The organism is Acidimicrobiales bacterium (assembly GCA_033344915.1).
In the GTDB taxonomy this organism is placed as follows: domain Bacteria; phylum Actinomycetota; class Acidimicrobiia; order Acidimicrobiales; family Aldehydirespiratoraceae; genus JAJRXC01.
Genome location: JAWPML010000001.1, coordinates 2,479,970 through 2,500,677 on the forward strand (window position 1 = coordinate 2,479,970; position 20,708 = coordinate 2,500,677).

Annotated in this window: 24 protein-coding genes; 11 read left to right on the forward strand and 13 right to left on the reverse strand. The window is 69.1% G+C overall.

The window, feature by feature from the left end:
- Positions 1-41: 41 nt before the first annotated feature.
- The 3 genes from R8F63_12075 to R8F63_12085 are packed head-to-tail and all read left to right on the forward strand — an operon-like array spanning position 42 to position 3,062.
- Entirely contained in the window at positions 42-941 is a 900-nt protein-coding gene (locus R8F63_12075; GenBank protein MDW3219337.1) for a 2-dehydropantoate 2-reductase, read from the forward strand.
- 23 nt (positions 942-964) lie between these two features.
- Positions 965-1,852 (forward strand): metallophosphoesterase, encoded by an 888-nt coding sequence (locus R8F63_12080; GenBank protein MDW3219338.1) that lies wholly within the window; start codon positions 965-967, stop codon positions 1,850-1,852.
- A 10-nt stretch (positions 1,853-1,862) separates the two neighbouring features.
- Positions 1,863-3,062 carry a Coenzyme F420 hydrogenase/dehydrogenase, beta subunit C-terminal domain gene (locus R8F63_12085; protein MDW3219339.1) on the forward strand — a complete coding sequence of 400 codons (1,200 nt, stop codon included), beginning with the start codon at positions 1,863-1,865 and terminating at the stop codon, positions 3,060-3,062.
- Here the strand turns inward: R8F63_12085 and R8F63_12090 are convergent.
- Both R8F63_12090 and R8F63_12095 read right to left on the reverse strand, forming a co-directional pair.
- Positions 3,059-4,033 (reverse strand): IS481 family transposase, encoded by a 975-nt coding sequence (locus R8F63_12090; GenBank protein ID MDW3219340.1) that lies wholly within the window; start codon positions 4,031-4,033, stop codon positions 3,059-3,061. The genes R8F63_12085 and R8F63_12090 overlap by 4 nt on opposite strands.
- A 157-nt stretch (positions 4,034-4,190) precedes the next feature.
- Positions 4,191-5,519, reverse strand: a complete 1,329-nt coding sequence (locus tag R8F63_12095; GenBank protein ID MDW3219341.1) for a cytochrome P450 — start codon at positions 5,517-5,519, stop codon at positions 4,191-4,193.
- 120 nt (positions 5,520-5,639) lie between these two features.
- Here R8F63_12095 and R8F63_12100 point away from each other — a divergent pair, with 120 nt between their 5' ends.
- Both R8F63_12100 and R8F63_12105 read left to right on the forward strand, forming a co-directional pair.
- Entirely contained in the window at positions 5,640-6,209 is a 570-nt protein-coding gene (locus R8F63_12100; protein ID MDW3219342.1) for a hypothetical protein, read from the forward strand.
- A gap of 11 nt (positions 6,210-6,220) precedes the next feature.
- Positions 6,221-6,583 (forward strand): PaaI family thioesterase, encoded by a 363-nt coding sequence (locus R8F63_12105; GenBank protein ID MDW3219343.1) that lies wholly within the window; start codon positions 6,221-6,223, stop codon positions 6,581-6,583.
- A gap of 20 nt (positions 6,584-6,603) precedes the next feature.
- Here the strand turns inward: R8F63_12105 and R8F63_12110 are convergent, their stop codons facing one another.
- From R8F63_12110 to R8F63_12130, 5 genes are all read right to left on the reverse strand, one after another.
- A complete protein-coding gene (locus tag R8F63_12110) occupies positions 6,604-8,169 on the reverse strand; it encodes a plastocyanin/azurin family copper-binding protein (GenBank protein ID MDW3219344.1) in 1,566 nt (521 codons plus the stop codon).
- 92 nt (positions 8,170-8,261) lie between these two features.
- Entirely contained in the window at positions 8,262-9,527 is a 1,266-nt protein-coding gene (locus tag R8F63_12115; protein MDW3219345.1) for an aminotransferase class V-fold PLP-dependent enzyme, read from the reverse strand.
- 10 nt (positions 9,528-9,537) lie between these two features.
- On the reverse strand, positions 9,538-9,933 hold the full coding sequence (locus R8F63_12120; protein ID MDW3219346.1) for a hypothetical protein: 396 nt from the start codon (positions 9,931-9,933) through the stop codon (positions 9,538-9,540).
- 25 nt (positions 9,934-9,958) lie between these two features.
- Positions 9,959-10,207, reverse strand: a complete 249-nt coding sequence (locus R8F63_12125; GenBank protein ID MDW3219347.1) for a hypothetical protein — start codon at positions 10,205-10,207, stop codon at positions 9,959-9,961.
- 99 nt (positions 10,208-10,306) lie between these two features.
- A complete protein-coding gene (locus R8F63_12130) occupies positions 10,307-10,993 on the reverse strand; it encodes a uracil-DNA glycosylase (GenBank protein MDW3219348.1) in 687 nt (228 codons plus the stop codon).
- A gap of 26 nt (positions 10,994-11,019) precedes the next feature.
- Here R8F63_12130 and R8F63_12135 point away from each other — a divergent pair, with 26 nt between their 5' ends.
- From R8F63_12135 to R8F63_12145, 3 genes are read left to right on the forward strand one after another with little or no spacing between them, the layout of a single operon-like run.
- Positions 11,020-11,691, forward strand: coding sequence for an MSMEG_4193 family putative phosphomutase (locus R8F63_12135; protein MDW3219349.1), 672 nt, complete (start codon positions 11,020-11,022; stop codon positions 11,689-11,691).
- Positions 11,688-12,194 carry a DUF3090 family protein gene (locus R8F63_12140; protein ID MDW3219350.1) on the forward strand — a complete coding sequence of 169 codons (507 nt, stop codon included), beginning with the start codon at positions 11,688-11,690 and terminating at the stop codon, positions 12,192-12,194. Before R8F63_12135 ends, R8F63_12140 begins: the two co-directional genes overlap by 4 nt.
- On the forward strand, positions 12,182-12,928 hold the full coding sequence (locus tag R8F63_12145; protein ID MDW3219351.1) for an SCO1664 family protein: 747 nt from the start codon (positions 12,182-12,184) through the stop codon (positions 12,926-12,928). The genes R8F63_12140 and R8F63_12145 overlap by 13 nt, the downstream gene beginning before the upstream one ends.
- Positions 12,929-13,333: 405 nt before the next feature.
- Here the strand turns inward: R8F63_12145 and R8F63_12150 are convergent, their stop codons facing one another.
- On the reverse strand, positions 13,334-14,302 hold the full coding sequence (locus R8F63_12150) for an electron transfer flavoprotein subunit alpha/FixB family protein (protein ID MDW3219352.1): 969 nt from the start codon (positions 14,300-14,302) through the stop codon (positions 13,334-13,336).
- 11 nt (positions 14,303-14,313) lie between these two features.
- The gene (locus R8F63_12155) at positions 14,314-15,093 is read right to left on the reverse strand and encodes an electron transfer flavoprotein subunit beta/FixA family protein (GenBank protein ID MDW3219353.1); all 780 of its coding nucleotides are present in this window, start codon (positions 15,091-15,093) and stop codon (positions 14,314-14,316) included.
- Between the two features lie 84 nt (positions 15,094-15,177).
- Here R8F63_12155 and R8F63_12160 point away from each other — a divergent pair, with 84 nt between their 5' ends.
- Positions 15,178-16,098 (forward strand): diacylglycerol kinase family protein, encoded by a 921-nt coding sequence (locus R8F63_12160; protein ID MDW3219354.1) that lies wholly within the window; start codon positions 15,178-15,180, stop codon positions 16,096-16,098.
- A gap of 8 nt (positions 16,099-16,106) precedes the next feature.
- Here the strand turns inward: R8F63_12160 and R8F63_12165 are convergent, their stop codons facing one another.
- Positions 16,107-16,805, reverse strand: coding sequence for a glycerophosphodiester phosphodiesterase (locus R8F63_12165; protein MDW3219355.1), 699 nt, complete (start codon positions 16,803-16,805; stop codon positions 16,107-16,109).
- Positions 16,806-17,001: 196 nt separating this feature from the next.
- Between R8F63_12165 and R8F63_12170 the strand changes: the two genes are divergently transcribed.
- Entirely contained in the window at positions 17,002-17,283 is a 282-nt protein-coding gene (locus tag R8F63_12170) for a WhiB family transcriptional regulator (protein MDW3219356.1), read from the forward strand.
- Between the two features lie 87 nt (positions 17,284-17,370).
- Positions 17,371-17,781, forward strand: a complete 411-nt coding sequence (locus R8F63_12175) for a hypothetical protein (GenBank protein ID MDW3219357.1) — start codon at positions 17,371-17,373, stop codon at positions 17,779-17,781.
- Between the two features lie 10 nt (positions 17,782-17,791).
- Here R8F63_12175 and R8F63_12180 read toward each other — a convergent pair whose 3' ends face one another.
- From R8F63_12180 to R8F63_12190, 3 genes are read right to left on the reverse strand one after another with little or no spacing between them, the layout of a single operon-like run.
- A complete protein-coding gene (locus tag R8F63_12180) occupies positions 17,792-19,309 on the reverse strand; it encodes a histidine kinase N-terminal domain-containing protein (GenBank protein ID MDW3219358.1) in 1,518 nt (505 codons plus the stop codon).
- A gap of 9 nt (positions 19,310-19,318) precedes the next feature.
- Positions 19,319-19,546 (reverse strand): DUF3107 domain-containing protein, encoded by a 228-nt coding sequence (locus R8F63_12185; GenBank protein MDW3219359.1) that lies wholly within the window; start codon positions 19,544-19,546, stop codon positions 19,319-19,321.
- A gap of 19 nt (positions 19,547-19,565) precedes the next feature.
- The gene (locus R8F63_12190) at positions 19,566-20,705 is read right to left on the reverse strand and encodes an Mrp/NBP35 family ATP-binding protein (GenBank protein MDW3219360.1); all 1,140 of its coding nucleotides are present in this window, start codon (positions 20,703-20,705) and stop codon (positions 19,566-19,568) included.
- Between the last annotated feature and the right edge of the window lie 3 nt (positions 20,706-20,708).

The following is a 20,708-nucleotide window of genomic DNA, read 5'->3' on the forward strand; positions in this document are numbered from 1 at the left end:
CCACTTGTGACAGGTTGGTCCAGTTCTGTGAATGTGTCCCAATGAGCGACACCACCAGCGTCACCCTCGTCGGACCGGGCGCCATCGGCTGTGCGGTCGCCGGCGCGTTGGTCGGACGCAACGACGTCGGACTCACGATCGCCGCGAGAACGGCGTTCGATCGGCTGCGGGTCGACGGTGCGCCCGAACCCGTCGACGAGGCCGTCCGCGTGGTCACGGACCCGGTCGCCGTCGAGCCGTGTGATGTCGTCCTGCTGGTGACGAAGACCCATCAGACGGCCGCGGCCGCAGGCTGGCTGCGCGCCGCGTGTGGTCCGCACACCGTGGTCGCCGTCCTCCAGAACGGCATCGGCCAGCGGGAGCTCGTCGGCCCCCTCGTCGGCGAGGCCGCGGTCGTGCCCACGATCGTGTTCCTCCCCGCCGACCGGCACGCACCGGGCCACGTGACGGTGGGGCTGCCCGCCCGGCTGGAGGTGCCCGACGACGACGCCGCCCAGCGGATCGTGGATCTCTTCGCGGGCACCTATGTCGACTGCACCGCCGCGGCCGACTTCCACACGACGGCATGGTCGAAGCTCGTCTCCAACTGTGGTGTGGGAGCGGTGACGACGCTGACCGGCACGACGAACGGGATCCTCGCGGACCCCGAGGCCCGGGCGTTGTGCGTCACGGTCATGGAGGAGGCGATCGCGGTCGCGATCGCGGACGGCGCCGCCCTCCAGCCGGGCCTGGGCGAGACGTTCGCCGACATCGTGCTCGAACGGGCGACCGGTCACATGTCGTCGCAGACGACGGATCGGGTCGCCGGCGCGCCCACGGAGTGGGAAGCACGCCAGCTGGAGGTCGTCCGCCGAGCCGACCGACACGGCATCGAGGTGCCCCTGCTGCGCACGCTCACGACCCTGATCCGTCTCGGGGAGCCGGCCACCGAGCTGCCCTGACGAGGTGCAATAGGGTCGCGCCCATGGCTCCGATCCGCGTCGTTCAGCTGTCCGACCTCCACTTCAGCACCAAGCCCGGCGGCTACATGCTCCGCGACACCGCGGAGACCTTCGCCGCCGTCGCCGAACAGGTGCGGGGCGACGCCCCGGATCTGGTCGTCGTGACGGGCGACATCGCCAACGAGGGCAAGCTCGACGAGTACGGGCTGGCCGGCGACGCGCTCGCCTCGCTCGATCTACCGGTCCACTGTCTCCCGGGCAACCACGACTTCGTCGACCCGCTCCACGGTGTGCTCCCCCGGCTGAACATCGCGGTGCCGCGGTCGTTGCGCATCGGGCCGTGGCTGTTTCTCTTCGGGGACAGCAACCTCGACGGCGGCCATCACGACCCGATCGCGGGGTGGACGGACCATCCCGACCGCGTCGACCTCGCCCGGGGCGGCATCACCACCCAGGAGCTGTCCTGGCTCCGTCGCCAGCTCGAGCTGGGCGAAGCGGACCACGCCATGTTGTGGCTGCACCACCCGCCCGGCGGCACCGGCATGTTCGAACGGCCCGGCTACGACGACCAGATCGCCGAGCTCGTCGGGGCGGCCACCCCGCTGCACGCGATCGCGGCGGGCCACGAGCACACCGGCGTCGATCGGGTGTCCGCGGGCGTGCCGTCCCACGTCTGCCCGTCGACCGGTGTGTGCGTCGACTTCGACGCCCTCCTGCTGATGCCCCCCGGCTACCGGCGCTTCACGTTCCACGACGACGGAAGGATCGACACCGAGGTCGTGTGGCTGGAGGACGAGCGCTGGGCGGACCGCTGGAAACTGCCGGCGTGGGTCGCCGAGTACTTCGCCGGCCAGATGACGGACGACGAGATGAAGGCCCGAATGGCGGAGGCCCCGGGCCAGTCGGGATAGGTTCGGCGCCATGACGGTCACCGATTCAGCAGCAGGTTCATCGGGATCCTCGGGCGCCGCCCCGAGCAAGGGGAAAGAGCGCTGGACGTACCAGTGGAAAGAGCTCTTCGACGAGGTCATCACCTCGGGGCTGTGCACCGGCTGCGCCGGCTGTGTCATCTCGTGCCCCCATGACGTCATCGGCTACGAACACGAACCCGGCGCCTACACCCCGTTCCACCTCGAAGAGGAACTCGGCCTCGACGACTGCATCCACGGGCAGAAGGGATGCACCTCCTGCACCCGGGCCTGCCCGCGGTTCCGGGCCTGGGAGCCCGAAGCGGACCTGCACCTGTTCGGCCGCGAACGCGAGCCCGACGAGATGGCCGGCGTCTACTCGGACATCCTCCTCACCCGGGCGAGCGACGACTTCGTCTACGAGACCGGCCAGGACGGTGGACTCGTCTCGGCGATCCTCATCTGGTGCCTGGAGAACGACGTCGTCAACGGCGCCCTCACCTCGGGGGTGGAGAGCCTGCCGAACGGCGAACCCGGCTGGAAGGCGTTCCCGATGGTCGCCACGAACCGCGAGGAGGTCCTGCGCGGGGCGGGCTCGCGCTACACCTACTCGGCGAACACGATGGCCTTCGACGAAGCCAAGGAGAAGGGGCTCGACCGGCTCGCCCTGGTCGGCATGAGCTGCCAGACCTCGGTCGCCCCGGTCATGTGGCACCGCAAGATCGGCAAGGTCTCGAAGCCGATCAAGCTCAACATCGGGCTCCTGTGCTCCAAGTCGTTCGACGACGCGCTCTTCGACGAACTGTTCGAGGTCAAGTACGGCCTGAAGAAGGAAGACATCGCCAAGATGAACATCAAGGGCGTCTTCCAGATCTGGACCAAGGACGGCGGCTACCACGAGATCAACCTCAAGGAATGCCACGCCTGGACGCGGGAGGGCTGCCACCACTGTCCGGACTTCGCGGCCGAGCACGCCGACATCTCCACCGGGGGCATCGGCGACACGACCGACTGGACCCTCACGATCGTGCGCACCGAACTCGGGCGGGCGATCATCGACGCCATGGTGAAGGACGGGGTCATCGAGACCCGACCGGGCGACGACGACCCGGGCGCGATCGCCCTGATGCACCGACTCGCCCAGAAGAGCCGGGAGCGCTGGCCCGACTGGGCCGCGCCGGCCGCGCGCGTCGGGATCTCCGCCAAGGGCTAGCTGTGCTCCGCGGGGAGGTTGTCCCTGAGGTTTGAGGCTGGGGTTGCCCAGCCGAGTGCTCCGTGGGATCGGTGGTGATTGTAGAAGTGGATGAACCCGCGGTAGTAGGTGGCGCGTTGGGTCTCTGAGGTCCAGGGCCGGATGTAGGCCCATTCCTCGAGCAGGATGCGGTGGAAGCGTTCGATCTTGCCGTTGGTTTGCGGTCGCCTTGGGCGCGTCTTCTTCACCGTGGTGCCGGTGGTGTCGCATGCGGTGTGCCAGAGCTGTGAGCGGTAGCAGGGTCCGTTGTCGGTGATGACGCGTTCGCATTCGATGCTGGCGCGGTTGAACCAGTGGTTGGCGCGCAGCCAGAACTCGGCGGCGGTGAGGGCTTGTTCGTCGTCGTGGATCTCGGAGTAGACGAGCCGGGTGCGGTCATCGATGGCGGAGTGGATGTAGCGGTAACCGACGCCGGAATGGCCGCGAGTGGTGTCGTTGCCTCGGCCGTGGATGCGCCAGCCGCCGCCGTCGGGGATCGCGGCGATCTTCTTGATGTCGACGTGGATGAGCTCGCCTGGCCGGTCGCGTTGATAGCGAATGACCGGTTCGGCGCTGGCTCGGTCGCCTCGATCGAGTCGGCCCAGCCCCTCAGCTCGCAGGATGTTCTGCACCGTTGACGCGGCCAGACCCGTCTCATGCGCTATGTGATCGGCGCCCCACCGCCGCTTCTTGCGAAGACGGATCACTTCACGACGTCCCCGCGGGGACGTTTTGTTCGGTGATCGGTGAGGTCGCGATGAACGGTCCCGCAGACCACCGGGTCCTTCGGTCAGGAACCGGTCGCGCCATTTGCGCACCGTCTTCGCGTCGACCTGGAACCGCTGCGCAGTCGCCTCGATCGACCAGCCCTCTTCAAGCACACAGCCGACCATTCGGCGCCGACCATTCGGGGTCATCACCGCGTTCGGGTGCTGGGTTCTAGCGTGACTCATAGAGCCCTCCGGTTGAGATGTGAGTGGTGGAACACCCACAGCCTCACTCGGAGGGCTCAACCCATCGGTGGATCACCCCACCCCATCAACCCAGGGACAACGTCCCCGGTCGTCACAGCTAGCTCATCGGCGGGGCGCAGCCCCGCGCCGACGGGGGTCAGCCCCGATGGACGGGCAGACCGACCGGGCCCCGCAGCACCGGGTGGGCCTTCCACTCGATCGCCGCGTCGTCGATCGTGTACTCCCCGAACCGCTCGAGGAACACCCGTAGGCCCACCCGCATCTGCATCCGGGCCAGCGCCGCGCCGATGCAGTGGTGGATGCCGTGCCCGAACGACACCCCGTGGGGATCGTCGCGGTCCAGGCGGAGCGTGTCGGGCTCGTCGAACCGGCGGGGATCGCGGTTGGCGGCCGCCAGGAGGACCGTGAGCCGCTTGCCGGCCTTGATGTCGACATCGCCGATGGTCACGTCCCGCTTGGCGGCGCGGGGATCGACGTGGAGCGGCGGGTCGTAGCGAAGGAGCTCCTCGACGGCGTTCGGCCAGAGGGCGGGATCGTCCATCACGAGCCGACGTTGATCGGGGTGGCGGGCGAGGTGGACCATCGCCAAGCCGAGCGATCCACTGGTGGTCTCGTGACCGGCGAACATCATGAACATCGCCATCGCCACGACCTCGAAGCGATCGAGGCGCCCCTCGTCGGTCTCGGCGTGGACGAGGGCGCTCAGCAGGTCGTCGCGCGGTTCGCGGCGACGCTCCTCGGCGAGATCGTCGAGGAAGGCGGCCCCCGCCTGGAGGAGCCCGTCGGTCTCGTCGAGGTCGAAATCGGGGAAGGGGTTGAGATAGTCGAGGAGCGCGTTCGAGACGTCGACCGTGAACGGCCAGTGCTCCTCGGGGATGCCCAGCAGCACCGAGATCGTGTGGATCGGGAGCGGCGCGTTGAAGGCGGCGAACAGATCGGGCGCCTCTTGGTCGGCGACGGCGTCGAACATCCCGTTCGCGAGCCGTTCGACATCCGGTTCGAGATCCCGCATCCGCTTCGGCGTGAAGGCCCGGCTCACGAGACCGCGCAGGCGGGTGTGATCGGGCGGATCGACGAAGAGGAGGAAGTTGCGGAACAACGCCTTCGACGTGTCGCTCATCTTCGCGTGGGGCGCGACCGCGAGCACGACCTCCCGCTGCGTCGAGACCTCCATCGCGTCGGACGACAGGACGGCGCGAGCCTCCTCGTAGCCGGTCACGAAGTACTGCTGGTACCACGGGCTCCAGGCGACCGGTCCGTCCGCCATGATCGGCCCGTAGGCCTGGTACGGGTTCTCGGCCATGCCGTCCGCGAACATGTTGCCCCAGCGGGTCCGCCCGAAGACCGCCTCGGTCAGGCGCGGTTTCCCCACGATCGCCCGCACGAGCGGCAGCGAGTACTTGTCGGTGGCCCGGACGCGGACGTTCGGGTCGCCGAGATCCGGGGGAATCTCGAGGCCGGCCATGGGCAAGGTTGGCACACCGACCATCGGCGAACCGAGCCGGACCGTCGCGCCGGACCGGCCGCTAGGGTGCCCGCCATGGATCTCGAGTTCTGGGTCGACCCCATTTGACCGTGGTGCTGGGTGACGGCCCGTTGGGTCGTCGACGAGGTCGCGCCGGCTCGTGACCTGAACATCACGTGGCAGCCGATCAGCCTGAAACTGAAGAACAAGCCGGAGGAGGACTCGCCGTACTTCGCGCCCGTCGACCGCACCTACAAGATGCTGCGGGTGATGGAATCGGTCCGGGCCGACGAGGGTGAAGACGCCGTGTTCCGGCTCTACTGGGAGTACGGCCGCCGGATCCACCACGACCAGGCGTTCGAGTTCGACGTGGCGGACGCGCTCGCGGCCGTCGGCCTGCCGACCACCCACGCCGATGCGTACGAGTCCGAGGAATTCGATCTCGAGATCCAGACGCGCCATGACCAGGGCATCGCGCTGGCGGGCGAGGACATCGGCACACCGATCATCGCCTTCGACGACCGTGCCGGCGTGAAGCAGGCCTACTTCGGCCCCGTCATCACCCGGGTCCCGCCGACGGACGACTCCCTCGCCATGTGGGACGCGCTCGTCGCCATGATGAACATCGAGGGCTTCTGGGAGCTCAAGCGCTCTCGCACCGAACGGCCGGACTTCGGCGATCGACCGTGAGGGTTCCCGACGTGGGCGACGGCCTGACCGGCCAGTCGATCCTCGACCTGCTGCAGCCGGACGTCCTCGAGCAGGGTGACGGACATGCGGTGTTCCGCTTCACGGCCCGCCCCGAATGGACCATCCCGAGCGGCCAGGTCCAGGGCGGCATCGTGGCGGCGATGCTCGACATGACGATGGCGTTCTCGGCCGACGACCTCTCCACGGTGAGCCTCCACGTCGACTTCCTCCGCCCCGCCGTGGGCCCCGAGCTCACCGTCACGGCTTCCGTGACCCGGCGCGGGCGACGGGTCGTCTTCGCCGAGGCCGAGATGGTCGATCAGGACGGGCGGCTCATCGCCCGCGGACGCCAGAACGCCCTCCCGATCGGCTGATCGGCGGGATCGCCGCCGTCTCAGCGGACGATCACCCGGCCCTTCATCCACGGGTGCGGGACACAGAAGTAGTCGTACTCGCCGGGCTCCGAGAAGGTCACCGTGAAGGTGTTCGGCCGCTCGATGTTACCGCTGTCGAACAGTCCGTCGGGCGTCCCGACGCTGCCGTCGCTGCGGCCCGAGGTCACGGTGTGGACGACGCTGTCCTCGTTGCGCCACGTCACGATCGTGCCGGCGTCGACCACGATGACGGACGGTGTGTACGCGGTCGCGGCGTTGGCCGGGTCCCAGGCGCCGGACGGCATCGTGACCTCGTTCGTCTCGACCGGATCGGTACCCGTCGCATCCTGGCCGGGCGGTGGCGCCACCGGCGCCGTACCGACCGCGGACTCGCCTTCCGCGAAGATCTCCGGATTCTCCGCGCCGTCCACGACGACCTTGCCGATGGCCCCCTTGTAGAAGGTGCGCACCAGGGCATGGTCCACCAGGAGGATCGTCGAGGGCACCTGGCCGACGAGCTCACACACGGTGCCGCCACCGGCGACCACGAGGGTCGACTGGGAGCCTCGGATCACGCGGTTCGCCGGATGCGTCGCCGCCTCGGGCCAGACGACGTCCCAGTGGGACCCGATCGCGTGGAAGTTCGAATCGAGGTTCAGTCCCTCGTTCACGAAGTAGATCCGGGCGCGCTCGCCGACCTGCATCCGCAGGGAGTTGTCGCCGTCGAGCGCATCGGTGCGCCCGTTGAACGTGACATAGCGGGGTTCCTCGGCGAACAGGGCGTCCCGGTCGTACTCGGCGAGACCCGCGTCATCCGGCTCACCGACGTACCACTCGCTCTGGACGATGCCCCACTCGTGGTCGACCGCGGGGAGGGGCTCCTCCGGATCCACGATGATCATGCCGTACATGCCCCGGGCGATGTGTTCGGGCACGTCTCCGAACGCACAGTGGTACATGAACGCACCCGGGTAGAGCAGCCGGGCCTCGATGGTCTTCGATTCCCCCGGTCCGGCGGTGAGGCCCTCGGCGCCGCCGCCCTGTCCGGTGACCGCATGGAAGTCGATGTTGTGCGGATGCTGGTTGCCGGTGAGGTTGGTCATCGTCACCCGCATGATGTCGCCGACCCGACCGCGGATGGTGGGGCCGGGCGTGCCGCAGGCGACGTCGTCGCCCGCGATCCGAAAGCCCCACATGAGCGTGGTCACGCCGTTGGCCGGGTCCAGCGGGCAGACGGTCTCGAGGACCTCGAGGTCGACGTCGATCACCCGAGAGTCGGTGCGGGTGATGGGGGGCGGTACCGCCGGCGCGTAGGTGACGTGCACCTCGTCGTCGTCCGCGGCCGGCAGCTGGGCCAGCGGCGTGAGAGTGGGGATCACGGACTCCGCCGGATCCGATCCCGCCACCGCGAACGCCGTGCCGCCCGTCGCCGAGGTCGCCCCGCCGACGGCCTGGTCGCCGATCAGCGGGTCGTCGGCCGCACAGGCCACGGCCAAGCCGCCGACGGGGACGGCGACGAGCAGGCCTCGGCGCGAGATCCCCGGCTTCTTCGCGGTCGCGGCGTCGGGATTCGTGGTGTTCGGCATGGATCGGGACTCCTGTCTCGGACTCCTCCCGATGAAACCCCGCCCCGTCCATGTCGGCCCAGGGACCAACGTCCCGTCGTCGTGGCGCCGGTTCAGAGCAGCGGATCGAGCACGTCGAGCGCCCGGGCGACCTCGTCGTGGGTGTTGTAGTGCACCATCGAGAGCCGCACGACGCCGTCGTCGGGATCGAGCCCGAGTGCCTGGACGAGACGATGGGCGTAGAAGTGGCCGTGCCCACAGGACACCTCGGCCGCGATGAGGGCCCGGTAGACGGCCGCCGAGGAGATCCGTTCGCTGTGGAACGCGAGCGTGGGCGCCCGCAGGGCGGCGTCGGCCTCCGGGGCACCGACCAACCGCACCCCGTCCCGCTCGACGAGGAACTCGACGAGCGGTGCCATGAGCGCGGATTCGTGGACCGCGAAGAGCCCGCTGACCGCGGCGAGACGGGCAACCGCATCGTCGGGCGCGGCGCCGGCTGCGTCGGGGAAGTGCTGCTCGTGGACCAGGTCGTAGTAGTCGACGATGCCGGCACAGGCCCCGATCGCCGCATGGTCCGGGCCGGCCGGAGTCAGGCGCGTATCGAGGTGGGATTCGTTGAAGTAGTGACCCTGGTGCGCGACCGCTTCGAGCACGGACCGCCGGGTGTACATCATGCCGACGTGGGGGCCGTAGGTCTTGTAGGCGCTGTACAGATAGACGTCGCAGTCGAGGGCCCGCACGTCGACGCTGCCGTGGGGCGCCGCCGACACGCCGTCGACCACGATGTGTCCGCCGACCGCGTGGACGGCGTCGGCCATCGCCCGAACCGGGTTGATCGTCGCAACGACGTTGGAGGCATGGGTCATGGCCACGAGGCGCGTGCGGGGCCCGATCAGCGATCGACCCTCGTCCGCGTCGAGCAGTCCGGTGTGCGGGTCCACCCGCCACTCCCGCACGACGATGCCGCGGTACGCGAGGCGACGCCAGGCGCCGGAGTTCGCTTCATGGTCCTGTTCGGTGACCACGATCTCGTCGCCCTCGTGCCACAACGGCCGCATGGCGTTCGCGAGCACGTAGGTGTTCTGGCTCGTGGACGGACCGAAGTGGATCTCGTCGGGGGCGGCGTTGAACGTCGCCGCCATGACGGTGCGGGCTCGTTCCATCGCCGCGGTGGCCTTGCGCGAGGGGCCGAAGTCCCACGCCGGCTGCACCTTCGCGGTGGCGAAGAGATCGGCCAGAAGCGCCACGACCGGGCCGGCCGCATAGCTCCCGCCGGCGTTCTCGAGATGCGCCCATCGGGCGACCTCGGGGGCGGCGAATGCGGGGAACTGCGATCGGACGAACTCGACGTCGAGCGAGACGCCGGCGGCCTCGGGCACGACGTCGACCTCAGCCGAGATGATCGGCTGCGCAGCCCTGGATCACGCCCGCCGCGAGCGCCACGTCGGCGCGCGTGTCCACATCGGTTATCAGCGTCGGATCGGCGATCGCCTCCGGTGTGGACCGCAACGCACCGTCGACCGCGTCGAAGCGACCGAAGTCGTCGGCGAAGGTCTCCTGCAGTTCGACGAAGGAGCACTCGCAATAGTCGGTGAGCGGGCCCTCGTCCGTGGCGCCGTCGTCGGCCTCCACACACGCATTGACGAAGTTCTGCTCGACGTTCTTCTCGTCGAGCGCCTCCTCCCAGGTGGTGGGGTCGCTGCTCTGCGAGCAACCGGCCGCCACGAGGGCGAGCAGGATCAGACCCAGGAGGGACGCGACGCGGACGTTCGTTCGTGAAGCCATCGCCGCCGAGGATATCGGCCGCGGTCTAGGCCGCGGTGCCGAAGAGGGTCGCGAGGCGCCGATCACCGGTCGCCCGGTAGACCGCGAGGTCGAGCACGTTTCCCGTGGGGCCGTCGACCATCGGGCCGCTGACCGGCTTCAGGTTGAGCGCCGCCAGCAGGGCCCGCACTCCGGTGGGGTCGTAGCACGGGCGCTCCTCGTCCACCGACTCGGAGAGCAGCGCGGCCTCGTCGGTGAGGTCGAGGTACGTCTCTGCGGTGGGGTGCGATGCCATGAGAACAGTGTCGTCGGTGGATGGCGATCGCCCAAGAGCCGATCGACCCAGATCACCGCCGCGGGCCGGAAACGGTGCGCCCGGCCCACGTCGGATGGTTCAACCGGCCCCCAGGAGACGGGCCCGAGCGAACACATCGTCCAGCATCTCCTCGGTCAAACGGCCCGTGAAGGTGTTCTGCTGGCTCACGTGGAAGCTGCACAGGAGCGTTCGATCGTCGTCGAGTGGGACTTCCAGCCCATGCGCGAACTTCGGTCGGGGGCGCACACCGAGCTCCTGGCACGCGACCTGGTAACCGAATCCGCCGAGCACCATGATCACCTTCACGTTCGTGAGCGCCTCGAGCTCGCGGGCGAAGAAGGGCCGACAGGTGTCGCGCTCCCCCGTCGTCGGCTTGTTCGCCGGCGGCGCGCACTTGACCGGTGAGGTGATCCACGCGCCGGACAGGGTGAGCCCGTCGTCGAGGGCGGTCGACTGAGGCTGGGACGCGTAGCCCGCCCGGTACAGCGCCCGGTAGAGCCAGTCGCCGGATCGGTCCCCGGTGAACATCCTCCCGGTGCGGTTGGCGCCGTGGGCCGCCGGGGCCAACCCCACGACCAGCAGGTGCGCGTCCGGATCACCGAAGCCGGGCACGGCCTTGGCCCAATAGTCGTCGTCGCGGTACATCGCCCGCTTCTCGCGGCCGATCTGCTCACGCCATTCGACCAACCGCGGACAGGCGCGACACGCCACGACATCGCGTTCGAGTCGGGCGAGGAGTCGACGGGACCGATCGGCGTTTCCCACGGCGAGCAGGGTACGTTGGCGCCACGATGGCTGGACGCAACACCCGCTCGAAGTCGAAGAAATCCGACCCGCCGAAGCCCACGCTCGTGCTGCTCGTGCGGCACGGACAGACCCCGACGACCGGCGACAAGCTGCCGGGCCGAGCCCCGAACCTGCACCTGGCCGACAAGGGGATCGCCCAGGCCGAAGCCGCCGCCGCCCGCATCGCCGGGCTCCCGGCGGTCGCCGCCGTCTACGCCTCCCCGATGGAACGCACCCGCGAGACGGCTGCGCCGATCGCGAAGGCCCGCAAGCTCCGGGTGCGCCAGGCGAAGGGGCTGATCGAGTGCGACTTCGGCGACTGGACGGGCGCGAAGCTCTCCCGCCTCCGCAAGCTCCCCGAGTGGCGCACCGTGCAGCGCTATCCGAGCGGCTTCCGCTTCCCCGGCGGCGAGTCGTTCGCGGAGATGCAGAGCCGCGCCGTCGACGCGGTTCACGACCTGGTCGGCGCCCATCCGGGCGAGACCATCGTCGCGGTGTCACACGCCGACGTCATCAAGGCCGTGGTCGCCGCGGCCACCGGGACCCACCTCGACCTGTTCCAGCGGATCGTTGTCTCGCCCTGCTCGGTGACGGCGATCCTCTACACCACCGATGGTCCCGTCGTTCTCACGGTGAACTCGACCGGCGACGACCTCACCGCGTTGGCACCGTCATGAGCGCCTCGTACGACTTCCGGGACCTCGAGTTCCTGACCGTCGGCACGCTCGGCCCGAAGGGGCAACGTGAGTTCTTCCTCCAGGCCCGGGCGGAGGGCGAGCTCGTCTCCCTGAAGCTCGAGAAGCAGCAGGTCGCCGCGCTGGCCGACTATCTCGACCAGGTGCTCCAGGACCTCCCCGAACCCACGGGAATCGACGACCCGGCCGCGGAGGACCTGGGACTGCGCGAACCGGTCGTCGCCGCGTTCACCGTCGGCTCGCTGGGCATCGCCTACGCCGAGGAGACCGATCGGCTCATCGTCATGGCCGAGGCGATCCCCGAAGGGGACGAGGACGACGAGGACACGGTCGTGCCCCACGCCCGCTTCACGGTGAGCCGCTCCCAGGTGGCCGGTCTCATCGACCGTGCCCGCGACCTCGTCGCCTCCGGGCGACCGCCGTGCGCCTACTGCGGGCGCCCGCTCGAGCCGCGCAACCGCGACTGGTGTCCGTGTCAGAACTGAGCCCGTTCCGCGAACGCGAGCCGATCGGCACCGAAAGGGCGGTCGCGCTCCTCACCCGGGGCGAACTGGATCTGCTGGGACGGATGCCCTACTCCTCGAACGCGACCTTCCTGGTCGATGTGTGTCACGAGGGGCTCGAAGCCCAGGCGATCTACAAGCCCCACCGCGGGGAGCGACCACTGTGGGACTTCCCTTCCGGGCTGTACCAGCGTGAGGTCGCGGCGTTCCTCGTCAGCGACGACCTCGGCTGGGACCTCGTGCCCCCCACGGTGGTCCGTGACGACGCACCCCACGGCACCGGCTCACTCCAGCTCTTCATGCCGGCGCACTTCGAGGAGCACTACTACACGATCCGCGAAACGACCGACGCCCACGACGAGGCGTTCCAGCGCATCTGCGCCCTCGACATCGTGATCAACAACACCGACCGCAAATCCGGCCACTGCCTGCTCGGTACCGACGAGCGGATCTGGGCGATCGACCACGGGGTGGCCTTTCACCACCAGTTCAAGCTGCGCACGGTGATCTGGGAGTTCGCGGGAGACCCGCTGCCCGACGCTCTCCAGGAGGATCTCTGGCGGTTCCTCGAGCGGGGGTTGCCTCCGGGCGTCGTCGCCCTGCTCGACCCACTCGAGCGCGACGCCGTGTTGACCCGCGCGACCGCGCTCGCCACCGCCGGCCGGTTCCCCGACGACGACTCCGGCGGGCACCGCTACCCCTGGCCGCTCGTCTAGGCCCGCTCGTCTCGGCCGGCTCTCGGCCACGGGCTGTGACCATCGCCACAGAACCGTCACACTCGGTGTTCAACAGGTGTGGACGACCCTGTGGAAAACGCGATTCGGGGCCGCCGGTGCCCGGTTCCACCCCGCAAACACGCGGAACTCGTGGACCAGTCGGAAAAACATCGCAAATTCCCCCGCAGAACCCGGCACCGAAAAATCAGATGTGCTATGGTGGTTGTTACCGCATCGCTTCACCGGTTGAACCCGGTCGAGGCGATTTCTGCTTTTTCGGCACGTTGTGTTCGGCGCGGGGTGTTTCGGCAGGCTCGCGCCGACCCGATCGGAAAACGACGAGACCCCGAGGCCGTGGCCCCGGGGTCTTCGTCGTTCTGGTCGCCTGACGGCGCGAGACCGAGGTCAGGCGTTGAGCGCCTCGATCAGCTTCGGCAGGACCTTGTGGACGTCACCGACGATGCCGAGGTCGGCGACGGCGAAGATCGGCGCCTCCGGATCCTTGTTGATCGCGATGATGTTCTTCGAGCCCTTCATGCCGACCAGGTGCTGCGTCGCACCGGAGATGCCGGCGGCGATGTAGACGGTCGGCTTCACGACCTTGCCGGTCTGGCCGACCTGCATCGAGTAGGGCACCCAGCCGGCGTCGACGATCGCCCGGCTGGCGCCGGCGGCACCGCCGACGGCCTTGGCCAGCGTCTCGATCATCTGGAAGGCCTCGGCCTCGCCGAGACCACGACCGCCGGAGACCACGATGGCCGCCTCGTCGAGCTTCGGGCCGTCGGACTCCTCGGCGAACCGGTCGGTCACCTTGGCCGCGCCCGTGGCCCCGAGATCCGGCACGTCGAGATCCTCGACGTCGGCCTCGGCCCCGCCGGACGACTCCGCCGCGAACGACTTGGGCCGCACGAGGAAGATGCCGGGCTTGCCGGAGGTGTTCTTGGTCTTCACGTCGACCGTTCCACCGAAGATCGGCTCGCTGCCGAGTATGGCGTCGCCGTCGACCTCGAGGTCGACGACGTTGGTGATCACCGGCGCGTCGAGCTTCACCGAGAGACGAGCGGCGACGTCGCGGCCGTCCTGGGTGGTGCCGAGCATGAAGGCGTCGGGCGCATCGATGTCGCCGCTCTCGATGGCCGCAGCCACCGCAGAAGCGACGGACACACCCTGCATCGCGCCGTCGAGATCGCCGGTCGCGTAGACCGTCTCGGCCCCGTGATCGCCGAGCTCCTCGGCGTAGTCGTCGCCGTCACCAGCCATGAACACCTCGACGGTGTCGGCGATGTCGCGGGCCTTGGCCAGCATTTCGAGGGTGATGGTGGCCACGGCGTCGCCGTTGGCCTCTCCGAACACCCAGATCTTGTCGAGTCCCATCAGATGCCCCCTCAGAGAACCTTGAGTTCGTCGAGGAAAGCCACGATGCGCTCGTGGGCGTCGCCCTCGTCTTCGATCACTTCACCGGCTTCGCGGGCCGGGGCGTCCTCCACGGACACGATCTCCTGGCCGGCGCCGGCCCAGCCGACCGAACCGGCGTCGATCCCGAGATCACCGCAGGTGACCTCGTCGACCGGCTTGCTCTTCGCCGCCATGATCCCCTTGAACGAGGGATAGCGGGGCTCGACCACACCGGCGGTCACGGAGACCAGCGCGGGGAGCGGGCACTCGACGTCGTCGTAGCCGGCCTCGGTCTGGCGCTGCACCTTGGCCGTGCCCGACTCGATGGCCACCGACTTGGCGAAGGTGACCGACGGGAGGCCCAGCAGCTCGGCCACCATCTCGGGCACGGTGCCCGTGTAGCCGTCGGACGATTCCGTCGCCGCGAGCACCAGATCGGGCTCGCTGCGGGCGATCGCGGCGGCGAGGACCTTCGCGGTGCCCAGGGCGTCGGTGCCCTTGAGGACATCGTCGCTCACCAGGGTCGCGCTCTCGGCGCCCATCGCGAGGGCCGTGCGGAGACCGCCGACCTCGTTGTTCGGAGCCATCGACACGAGGTGAACGGAACCGTCACCGGCCGTATCGACGAGCTGGAGGGCCATTTCGACCCCGTAACTGTCCGACTCGTCGAGGATGAGCTTCTGATCCCGAACGAGCGTCTTGCTCTCGGGGTCGAGCGCACCTGGATCAGCCGGGTCCGGGATCTGCTTTACACAGACGACAACCTTCATAGGGCAACGAGTCTGCCAGCGGGGCCGGAGAATGCCTATCTCGGGCGGCGAGATAGTTTCGCGATTCTTGTAGGTTCAGGACCCTTGCGGATCCTCTTCATCGTGAACTCGGTCGCGTCATCGGTCACCGCCCGGCGCCGGGTCGTGATCCACAAGGCGCTGTCCGCCGACCACGACGTCACGCTCGCCGAAACCAGCCGACGCGGCCACGCCACGCGACTCGCCCAGAGCGCGGCGCGCGATCACTACGACCTCGTGGTGGTGTTGGGCGGCGACGGCACCCTCAACGAGGCGGCCAACGGCCTCGCCGGATCGAACACCGCCCTCGGGGTCCTGCCGGGCGGGTCGACCAACGTGTTCGCCCGCATCCTCGGGCTGCCGGACGATTCGGTGGACGCCGCCGGGGTGCTGCTGGACGCCATCGAGGACCGCTCGATCCGCCGCATCGGGCTCGGTGCCGTCGAAGGGCGCTACTTCCTGTTCCACTGCGGCATCGGGTACGACGCCGCCATCGTCGAACAGGTGGAGAAGCGCGGTCCGTGGAAGCGCTGGGCCGGCCATCCGCTGTTCGTCTACGCGGCGATCGACACCTGGATCCGCCGCATCGACCGCAAGAACCCGCCCCTGCGGGTCATCGATCCGCACGGTGACGGCACGCGCGGGTTCTTCACCATCGTCATGAACGCGAACCCCTACACGTTCCTCGGCAACCGTCCGTTCGACATCGTTCCGGGGCTCACGCTCGACGACCCCTTGGCCGTCGTCACCCTCGAACAGATCCGGCTGCGCAGTCTCGGCCCCGTGGCCATCGCCGCGATCGGTCCCGGTGACGTCCGCGGCCGCAAGGACGTCGACATCCGCACCGGTGTGCGGTCGATCGTGGTCGAGAGCGATCCTCCGGCGCCCTACCAGGTGGACGGCGACCATCTCGGCGCGAGCAAGCGCCTGCGCTTCACCTGGACGCCGGAGCACCTCGCCCTCGTGATTCCCGATCCCGGCCCCTGACCCTCGGACTACGAGCCGACGACACCCCGCGCCACGTCCGGCACGTTGGTGCAGATGCCGTCCACGCCCATCTCGACCAGGGCCGTCATCCGCTCCGGATCGTCGACGGTCCACACGTTGACCTCGAGTCCGGCGTCGTGGGCCCGGTTGACCATCGCGACGTCGACGAGGTTGTCGTAGGGGTGGATCGCCCGCATCTCGTGGGCGACGGCGCGGTCGACGACCGACATCGGGTCCGTCATCTGGAAGAACAGCCAGGCACACGGCAGCGACGGGTCGACGGCATGCATGCGATCGACCGAGTCCATGTTGAACGAGGAGATGATCGTGCGTTCCGGCCCGAGATACGCCTGTGCGAGTCCGGCGACGGCGTCGACGACGGCATGGTCGGCGTCATAGTCCGGATCGTCCGGCAGGTTCTTGATCTCGATGTTCACCCCCATGCCGTCGCAGGCCTCGAGGGCCTCGGCGAGCGACGGCACGTGCTCGGGCATCTCGTCGAGCGTGAGATCGGCGAGCATCCGGCCGTCGGCGAGATGGGCGTCGTGATGCACGATCACGACACCGTCGGTGGACAGCCGGGCATCGAGCTCCACCCAGTCGGCCCCCAGCTCACGGGCCAGGCGGAACGCGGCAACGGTGTTCTCGGGCGCGGCGGCGCTGGCACCACGATGGGCCATCACCTTGACTGCCGATGCGGGACTCACCCGCGAAGTCTGGCATGCAACGGCCGCCGAACGGCGCCGAGGGCCACCGAGCGGCGCCGAGAAAAAAGAGAACCGGTTTCGACGAACCCCTTGCGGGGAAGGAGAACCGGTTCCTATTATGCGGGTCACGCCCCGGGGCACCGGGGAGTACGGGACAGGCCGAGAACCTTCACTCGGACCACAACAGGGGGACACTGTGGCACTCACCGCCGATGCATTCGAGACCGCTGCCGAATGGCAGGACAAGGCCGCGTGCCGCGACACCGATCCGGCGCTCTTCTTCCCGGTGGGCACCACCGGACCGGCGGTCGACCAGATCGCCTCGGCCAAGCAGGTGTGCATCGCCTGCCTGTCGAAGGACGCCTGCCTCGAGTTCGCGCTCGCCACGAACCAGGACACCGGCGTGTGGGGCGGCACCTCCGAGGAGGAGCGTCGGGTGATCCGCCGTCGGCTCCGCTCGGCCACCGGACAACGCTGAGTCGTCGCCTGCGGGTGTGACACCCGCCACCGACCCAGGGGAACCTGCGTCACAGACCCGCGCCGCATTCGTCACGACGATGACGGTATGCACACGCGCCGAACCACCCGCCCGACGTCGATCGTCGGCGTCGCCGTGATCGCGATCATCGCCGCCGTCACGCTCGCCCTGGTCGCGAGCGGGTCCGCATCCGGCGACACGGACCCCGCCGCGGGAGCGAGCGCCGACCAGGCAACCGACGATCTCCAGGCCCTACTGACCGACGTCGACCCCATTGCGGTCGCCGTCTTCACGAGCCATGCCCCCGAGGTCGAACGCCCCGACTGGTGCGACGAGTTGGCGAGCCATCACGACGACTGGGAGGGCTTCCTGGCGAGCATCCGGGCGCAGACCGACGCGTGGGCGACCGACGAGGTCGGGCTGCTCGCCCAGGTCGGGGTCGCCATGGCGGCGACGTGCCCGGCCGACGTCGACGCCTTCATCGGTAGCGTCGGCTGACGACCCGCCGTCAGCCGACCGGCAGGTTCGGCCCCTGACGCGGCACCCGGACCTCGACCGCGGTGCCGTAGGGCGGAGACGGTTCGGCTCGGCCGATGCTGATCGAACCTCCGAGATCGTGCACCACGAACGTGCGCACGATCGTGAGCCCGAGGCCTGCGTCGCGGTCGAGCGCGAACCCTTCGGGCACGCCCGTGCCGCCGTCGACGACCCGCATCTCCAGGTCCTTGCCGGCCTGGCGCAGCGAGACCGTGACGTCGCCGGCCCCGACCGAGTGGTCGATGGCGTTCTGCACCAGCTCGGTCAACACGACGGCCAGCGGCATCGCGACGTCACCTCCGAGCTCCCCGAGCGTGCCGACGATCTCGACCCGGACGGGGCGCTCGGTCGACCCGAGGCCCTCCTCCACCATCCGGACCACGCGGCCCGCGACGGCATCGAAGTCGACCACGTCGGCGGTGTCGACGGCGAGGGTCTCGTGCACGATGGCGATCGAGCCGATGCGGCGGGCGGACTGCTCGATGGCCGACTTGGCCTCGGCGGTCTCGAGTCGGCGGGACTGGAGCCGCAGCAGGGACTGGATGGTCTGGAGGTTGTTCTTGACCCGATGGTGGATCTCGCGGATCGTCGCGTCCTTCGAGAGCAGGAGCTTGTCGCGGCTGCGGAGCTCGGAGATGTCCCGTAGGAGCAGGACCGCGCCACTGACGCGGCCGTCCTCGACCAGCGGATGACAACGGGCGATGACCGCCGTGGTGCCGTGCTCGAGTTCCTCGAGGGTGCTGTGCCGCGAGGCGAAGGCCCGGCGCACCGCGTGCTCGGCCGTGCCGAGTTCGCCGAGGGTCCGACCCACGACGTTCGCCCGCACGCCGATCCGGTGTAGTGCCGAGGTCGCGTTCGGCGATGTGTACTCGATGCGCTGCTCACGATCGAGGACGACCACGCCGTCGCCGACCCGCGGTTCGCGCAGCTCCCCGACCCGCTCGGACCGCTCGAGCGGGAAGGCGCCGGCGGCGACCATCGCGGCGAACCGTTCCCACAGGTCGCGGTAGCGGCGTTCGACCGGATTCGGGTGTCGCAACAACTGGGGATCGCTCTCGCGAGCGAGCACCGCGATCACCGCGTCGTCTCGACGGACGGGGATGTAGTCGACCGTGATCCGGGCGCCGATGCCGCCGATGTCCTCCTCGACCGTCGGGTCGTCGCGGCTCGGCCCGTGGGCCGGGGCCCAGGGAACGAGCCCGTCCGTGCGCTCGCCGTCGAGATACGCCAGCCGGAGCTGAGGACGGGAGTCGGCCGCCACGACCGAACCCACGGGGTCGGCGACGTGCACGGTGCTGCCGGTGACCGAGCGCATGTGCCCGAGCACGACGAACGACGTCGCCGAGGCGTCCACCGGCGCGTAGAGCAGGAGGTCCGAGAACGACAGGTCGCTCAGCAGTGACCAACCGCTGACCAGTTGGAGGCAGTGATCGACGGCGGCATCGTCCAACGCCGTCGAACGGCGGGCGAGCTCCTCGAGTCCCGCCATCGCCGTGGTTCAGCCGAAGCCGATAGGGCTACCGCCCTCGGGGCCGATCTCGACGAAGGCGATTCGCGCCGAGGCCACCCCGATCTCGCCACCCTTCTCGTCGGTGAGCCACAGCGTGTCCGCCGTGCCGGCGAGGGCTGCCTCGATCTGGGCCTTGACGGCACCACGATCGGCGTCGTCGGCGAGCTTCACGCCGATCTCGCGGGGATGGTCGGTGACACCGATTCGGACGTCCACAGGGACTCGCTTTCTTGTCTCAGCTGATCGTGAGCTCGGGGTGGGTGCGCTTCGAGGGCTTGTGGGTCTCGACCCACTCTGCCATCTGCGCGAACACCAGGGATGCTTCGTTCTCCGGGTCCACCGCGACGATCGGACGCCCCTGATCGGAACCCTCGCGAAGCGGGATGGTCATCGGCACCTGACCGATCATCTCGACGTCGAGCTTCTCGGCGAGATCGGCGCCGCCACCGGCGCCGAACAGGTAGTAGCGGGTGTCGTCGTCGCCCGTGAACCAGGACATGTTCTCGATGACGCCCTTCACGGCGATGTTGACCTGATCGAACATGAACGCCGACCGCTGGGCGACCTTCTGGGCCGCGGGGTTGGGGGTGGTGACGACATAGGCCTCGGCCGTGGGCAGGAACTGCGCCAGCGAGAGCGAGATGTCACCGGTGCCGGGCGGCAGGTCGACGAGCAGGAAGTCGGGCTCGTCCCAGTAGACGTCGGTGAGGAACTGCTCGAGCGCCTTGTGGAGCATCGGGCCCCGCCAGATCACCGGCTGGTCCTCGCGAGCGAAGAAACCCATCGAGATGCAGCGAACGCCGTGGGTCTCGGGCGGGACGATCATGTCGTCGATGACGGTCGGCGCGTGTTCGACGCCGAGCATGCGCGGGATCGAGAAGCCCCAGACGTCCGCGTCGACCACCGCGACCTTGTGGCCCCGCTGGGCGAGCGCGATCGCGAGGTTGGCGGTGACGCTGGACTTGCCGACCCCGCCCTTGCCGGAGGCGATCAGCAGCGTGCGGGTGCGGTTGCCGGGCTGGGCGAAGGGGATGGCCCGGCCCTCGGCGTGACCGTGGGCCGGCTGGGACCCCGCCGTCGCCGCGGGGTCGCCGTGGAGCATCTCGCGGATGGCCGCCCGCTGCTCGTCGTTCATGACGCCGAAGTCGATCGTGACGACGTTGACGCCGTCGAGCGCGGTGGCCGCGTCGCTCACGCGGGTCTGGATCTCGTTGCGCAGCGGGCACCCGGCGATGGTGAGGTCGATGCCGACGTCGACGTGGGCACCGTCGATCTCGATGGACCGCACCATGCCGAGATCCACGATGCTGCGGTGCAGTTCCGGATCCTCCACGGGGCGCAGCGCCTCGATCACCTCGGCCTCGGTCACGGTCATGCG

Coding starts and splice junctions, on each gene's coding strand:
- R8F63_12075 (MDW3219337.1), top strand. CDS start 42: ATGAGCGACACCACCAGCGTCACCCTCGTCGGACCGGGCGCCATCGGC.
- R8F63_12080 (MDW3219338.1), top strand. CDS start 965: ATGGCTCCGATCCGCGTCGTTCAGCTGTCCGACCTCCACTTCAGCACC.
- R8F63_12085 (MDW3219339.1), top strand. CDS start 1,863: ATGACGGTCACCGATTCAGCAGCAGGTTCATCGGGATCCTCGGGCGCC.
- R8F63_12090 (MDW3219340.1), bottom strand. CDS start 4,033: ATGAGTCACGCTAGAACCCAGCACCCGAACGCGGTGATGACCCCGAAT.
- R8F63_12095 (MDW3219341.1), bottom strand. CDS start 5,519: ATGGCCGGCCTCGAGATTCCCCCGGATCTCGGCGACCCGAACGTCCGC.
- R8F63_12110 (MDW3219344.1), bottom strand. CDS start 8,169: ATGCCGAACACCACGAATCCCGACGCCGCGACCGCGAAGAAGCCGGGG.
- R8F63_12120 (MDW3219346.1), bottom strand. CDS start 9,933: ATGGCTTCACGAACGAACGTCCGCGTCGCGTCCCTCCTGGGTCTGATC.
- R8F63_12125 (MDW3219347.1), bottom strand. CDS start 10,207: ATGGCATCGCACCCCACCGCAGAGACGTACCTCGACCTCACCGACGAG.
- R8F63_12135 (MDW3219349.1), top strand. CDS start 11,020: ATGGCTGGACGCAACACCCGCTCGAAGTCGAAGAAATCCGACCCGCCG.
- R8F63_12140 (MDW3219350.1), top strand. CDS start 11,688: ATGAGCGCCTCGTACGACTTCCGGGACCTCGAGTTCCTGACCGTCGGC.
- R8F63_12150 (MDW3219352.1), bottom strand. CDS start 14,302: ATGGGACTCGACAAGATCTGGGTGTTCGGAGAGGCCAACGGCGACGCC.
- R8F63_12155 (MDW3219353.1), bottom strand. CDS start 15,093: ATGAAGGTTGTCGTCTGTGTAAAGCAGATCCCGGACCCGGCTGATCCA.
- R8F63_12175 (MDW3219357.1), top strand. CDS start 17,371: ATGCACACGCGCCGAACCACCCGCCCGACGTCGATCGTCGGCGTCGCC.
- R8F63_12180 (MDW3219358.1), bottom strand. CDS start 19,309: ATGGCGGGACTCGAGGAGCTCGCCCGCCGTTCGACGGCGTTGGACGAT.
- R8F63_12190 (MDW3219360.1), bottom strand. CDS start 20,705: ATGACCGTGACCGAGGCCGAGGTGATCGAGGCGCTGCGCCCCGTGGAG.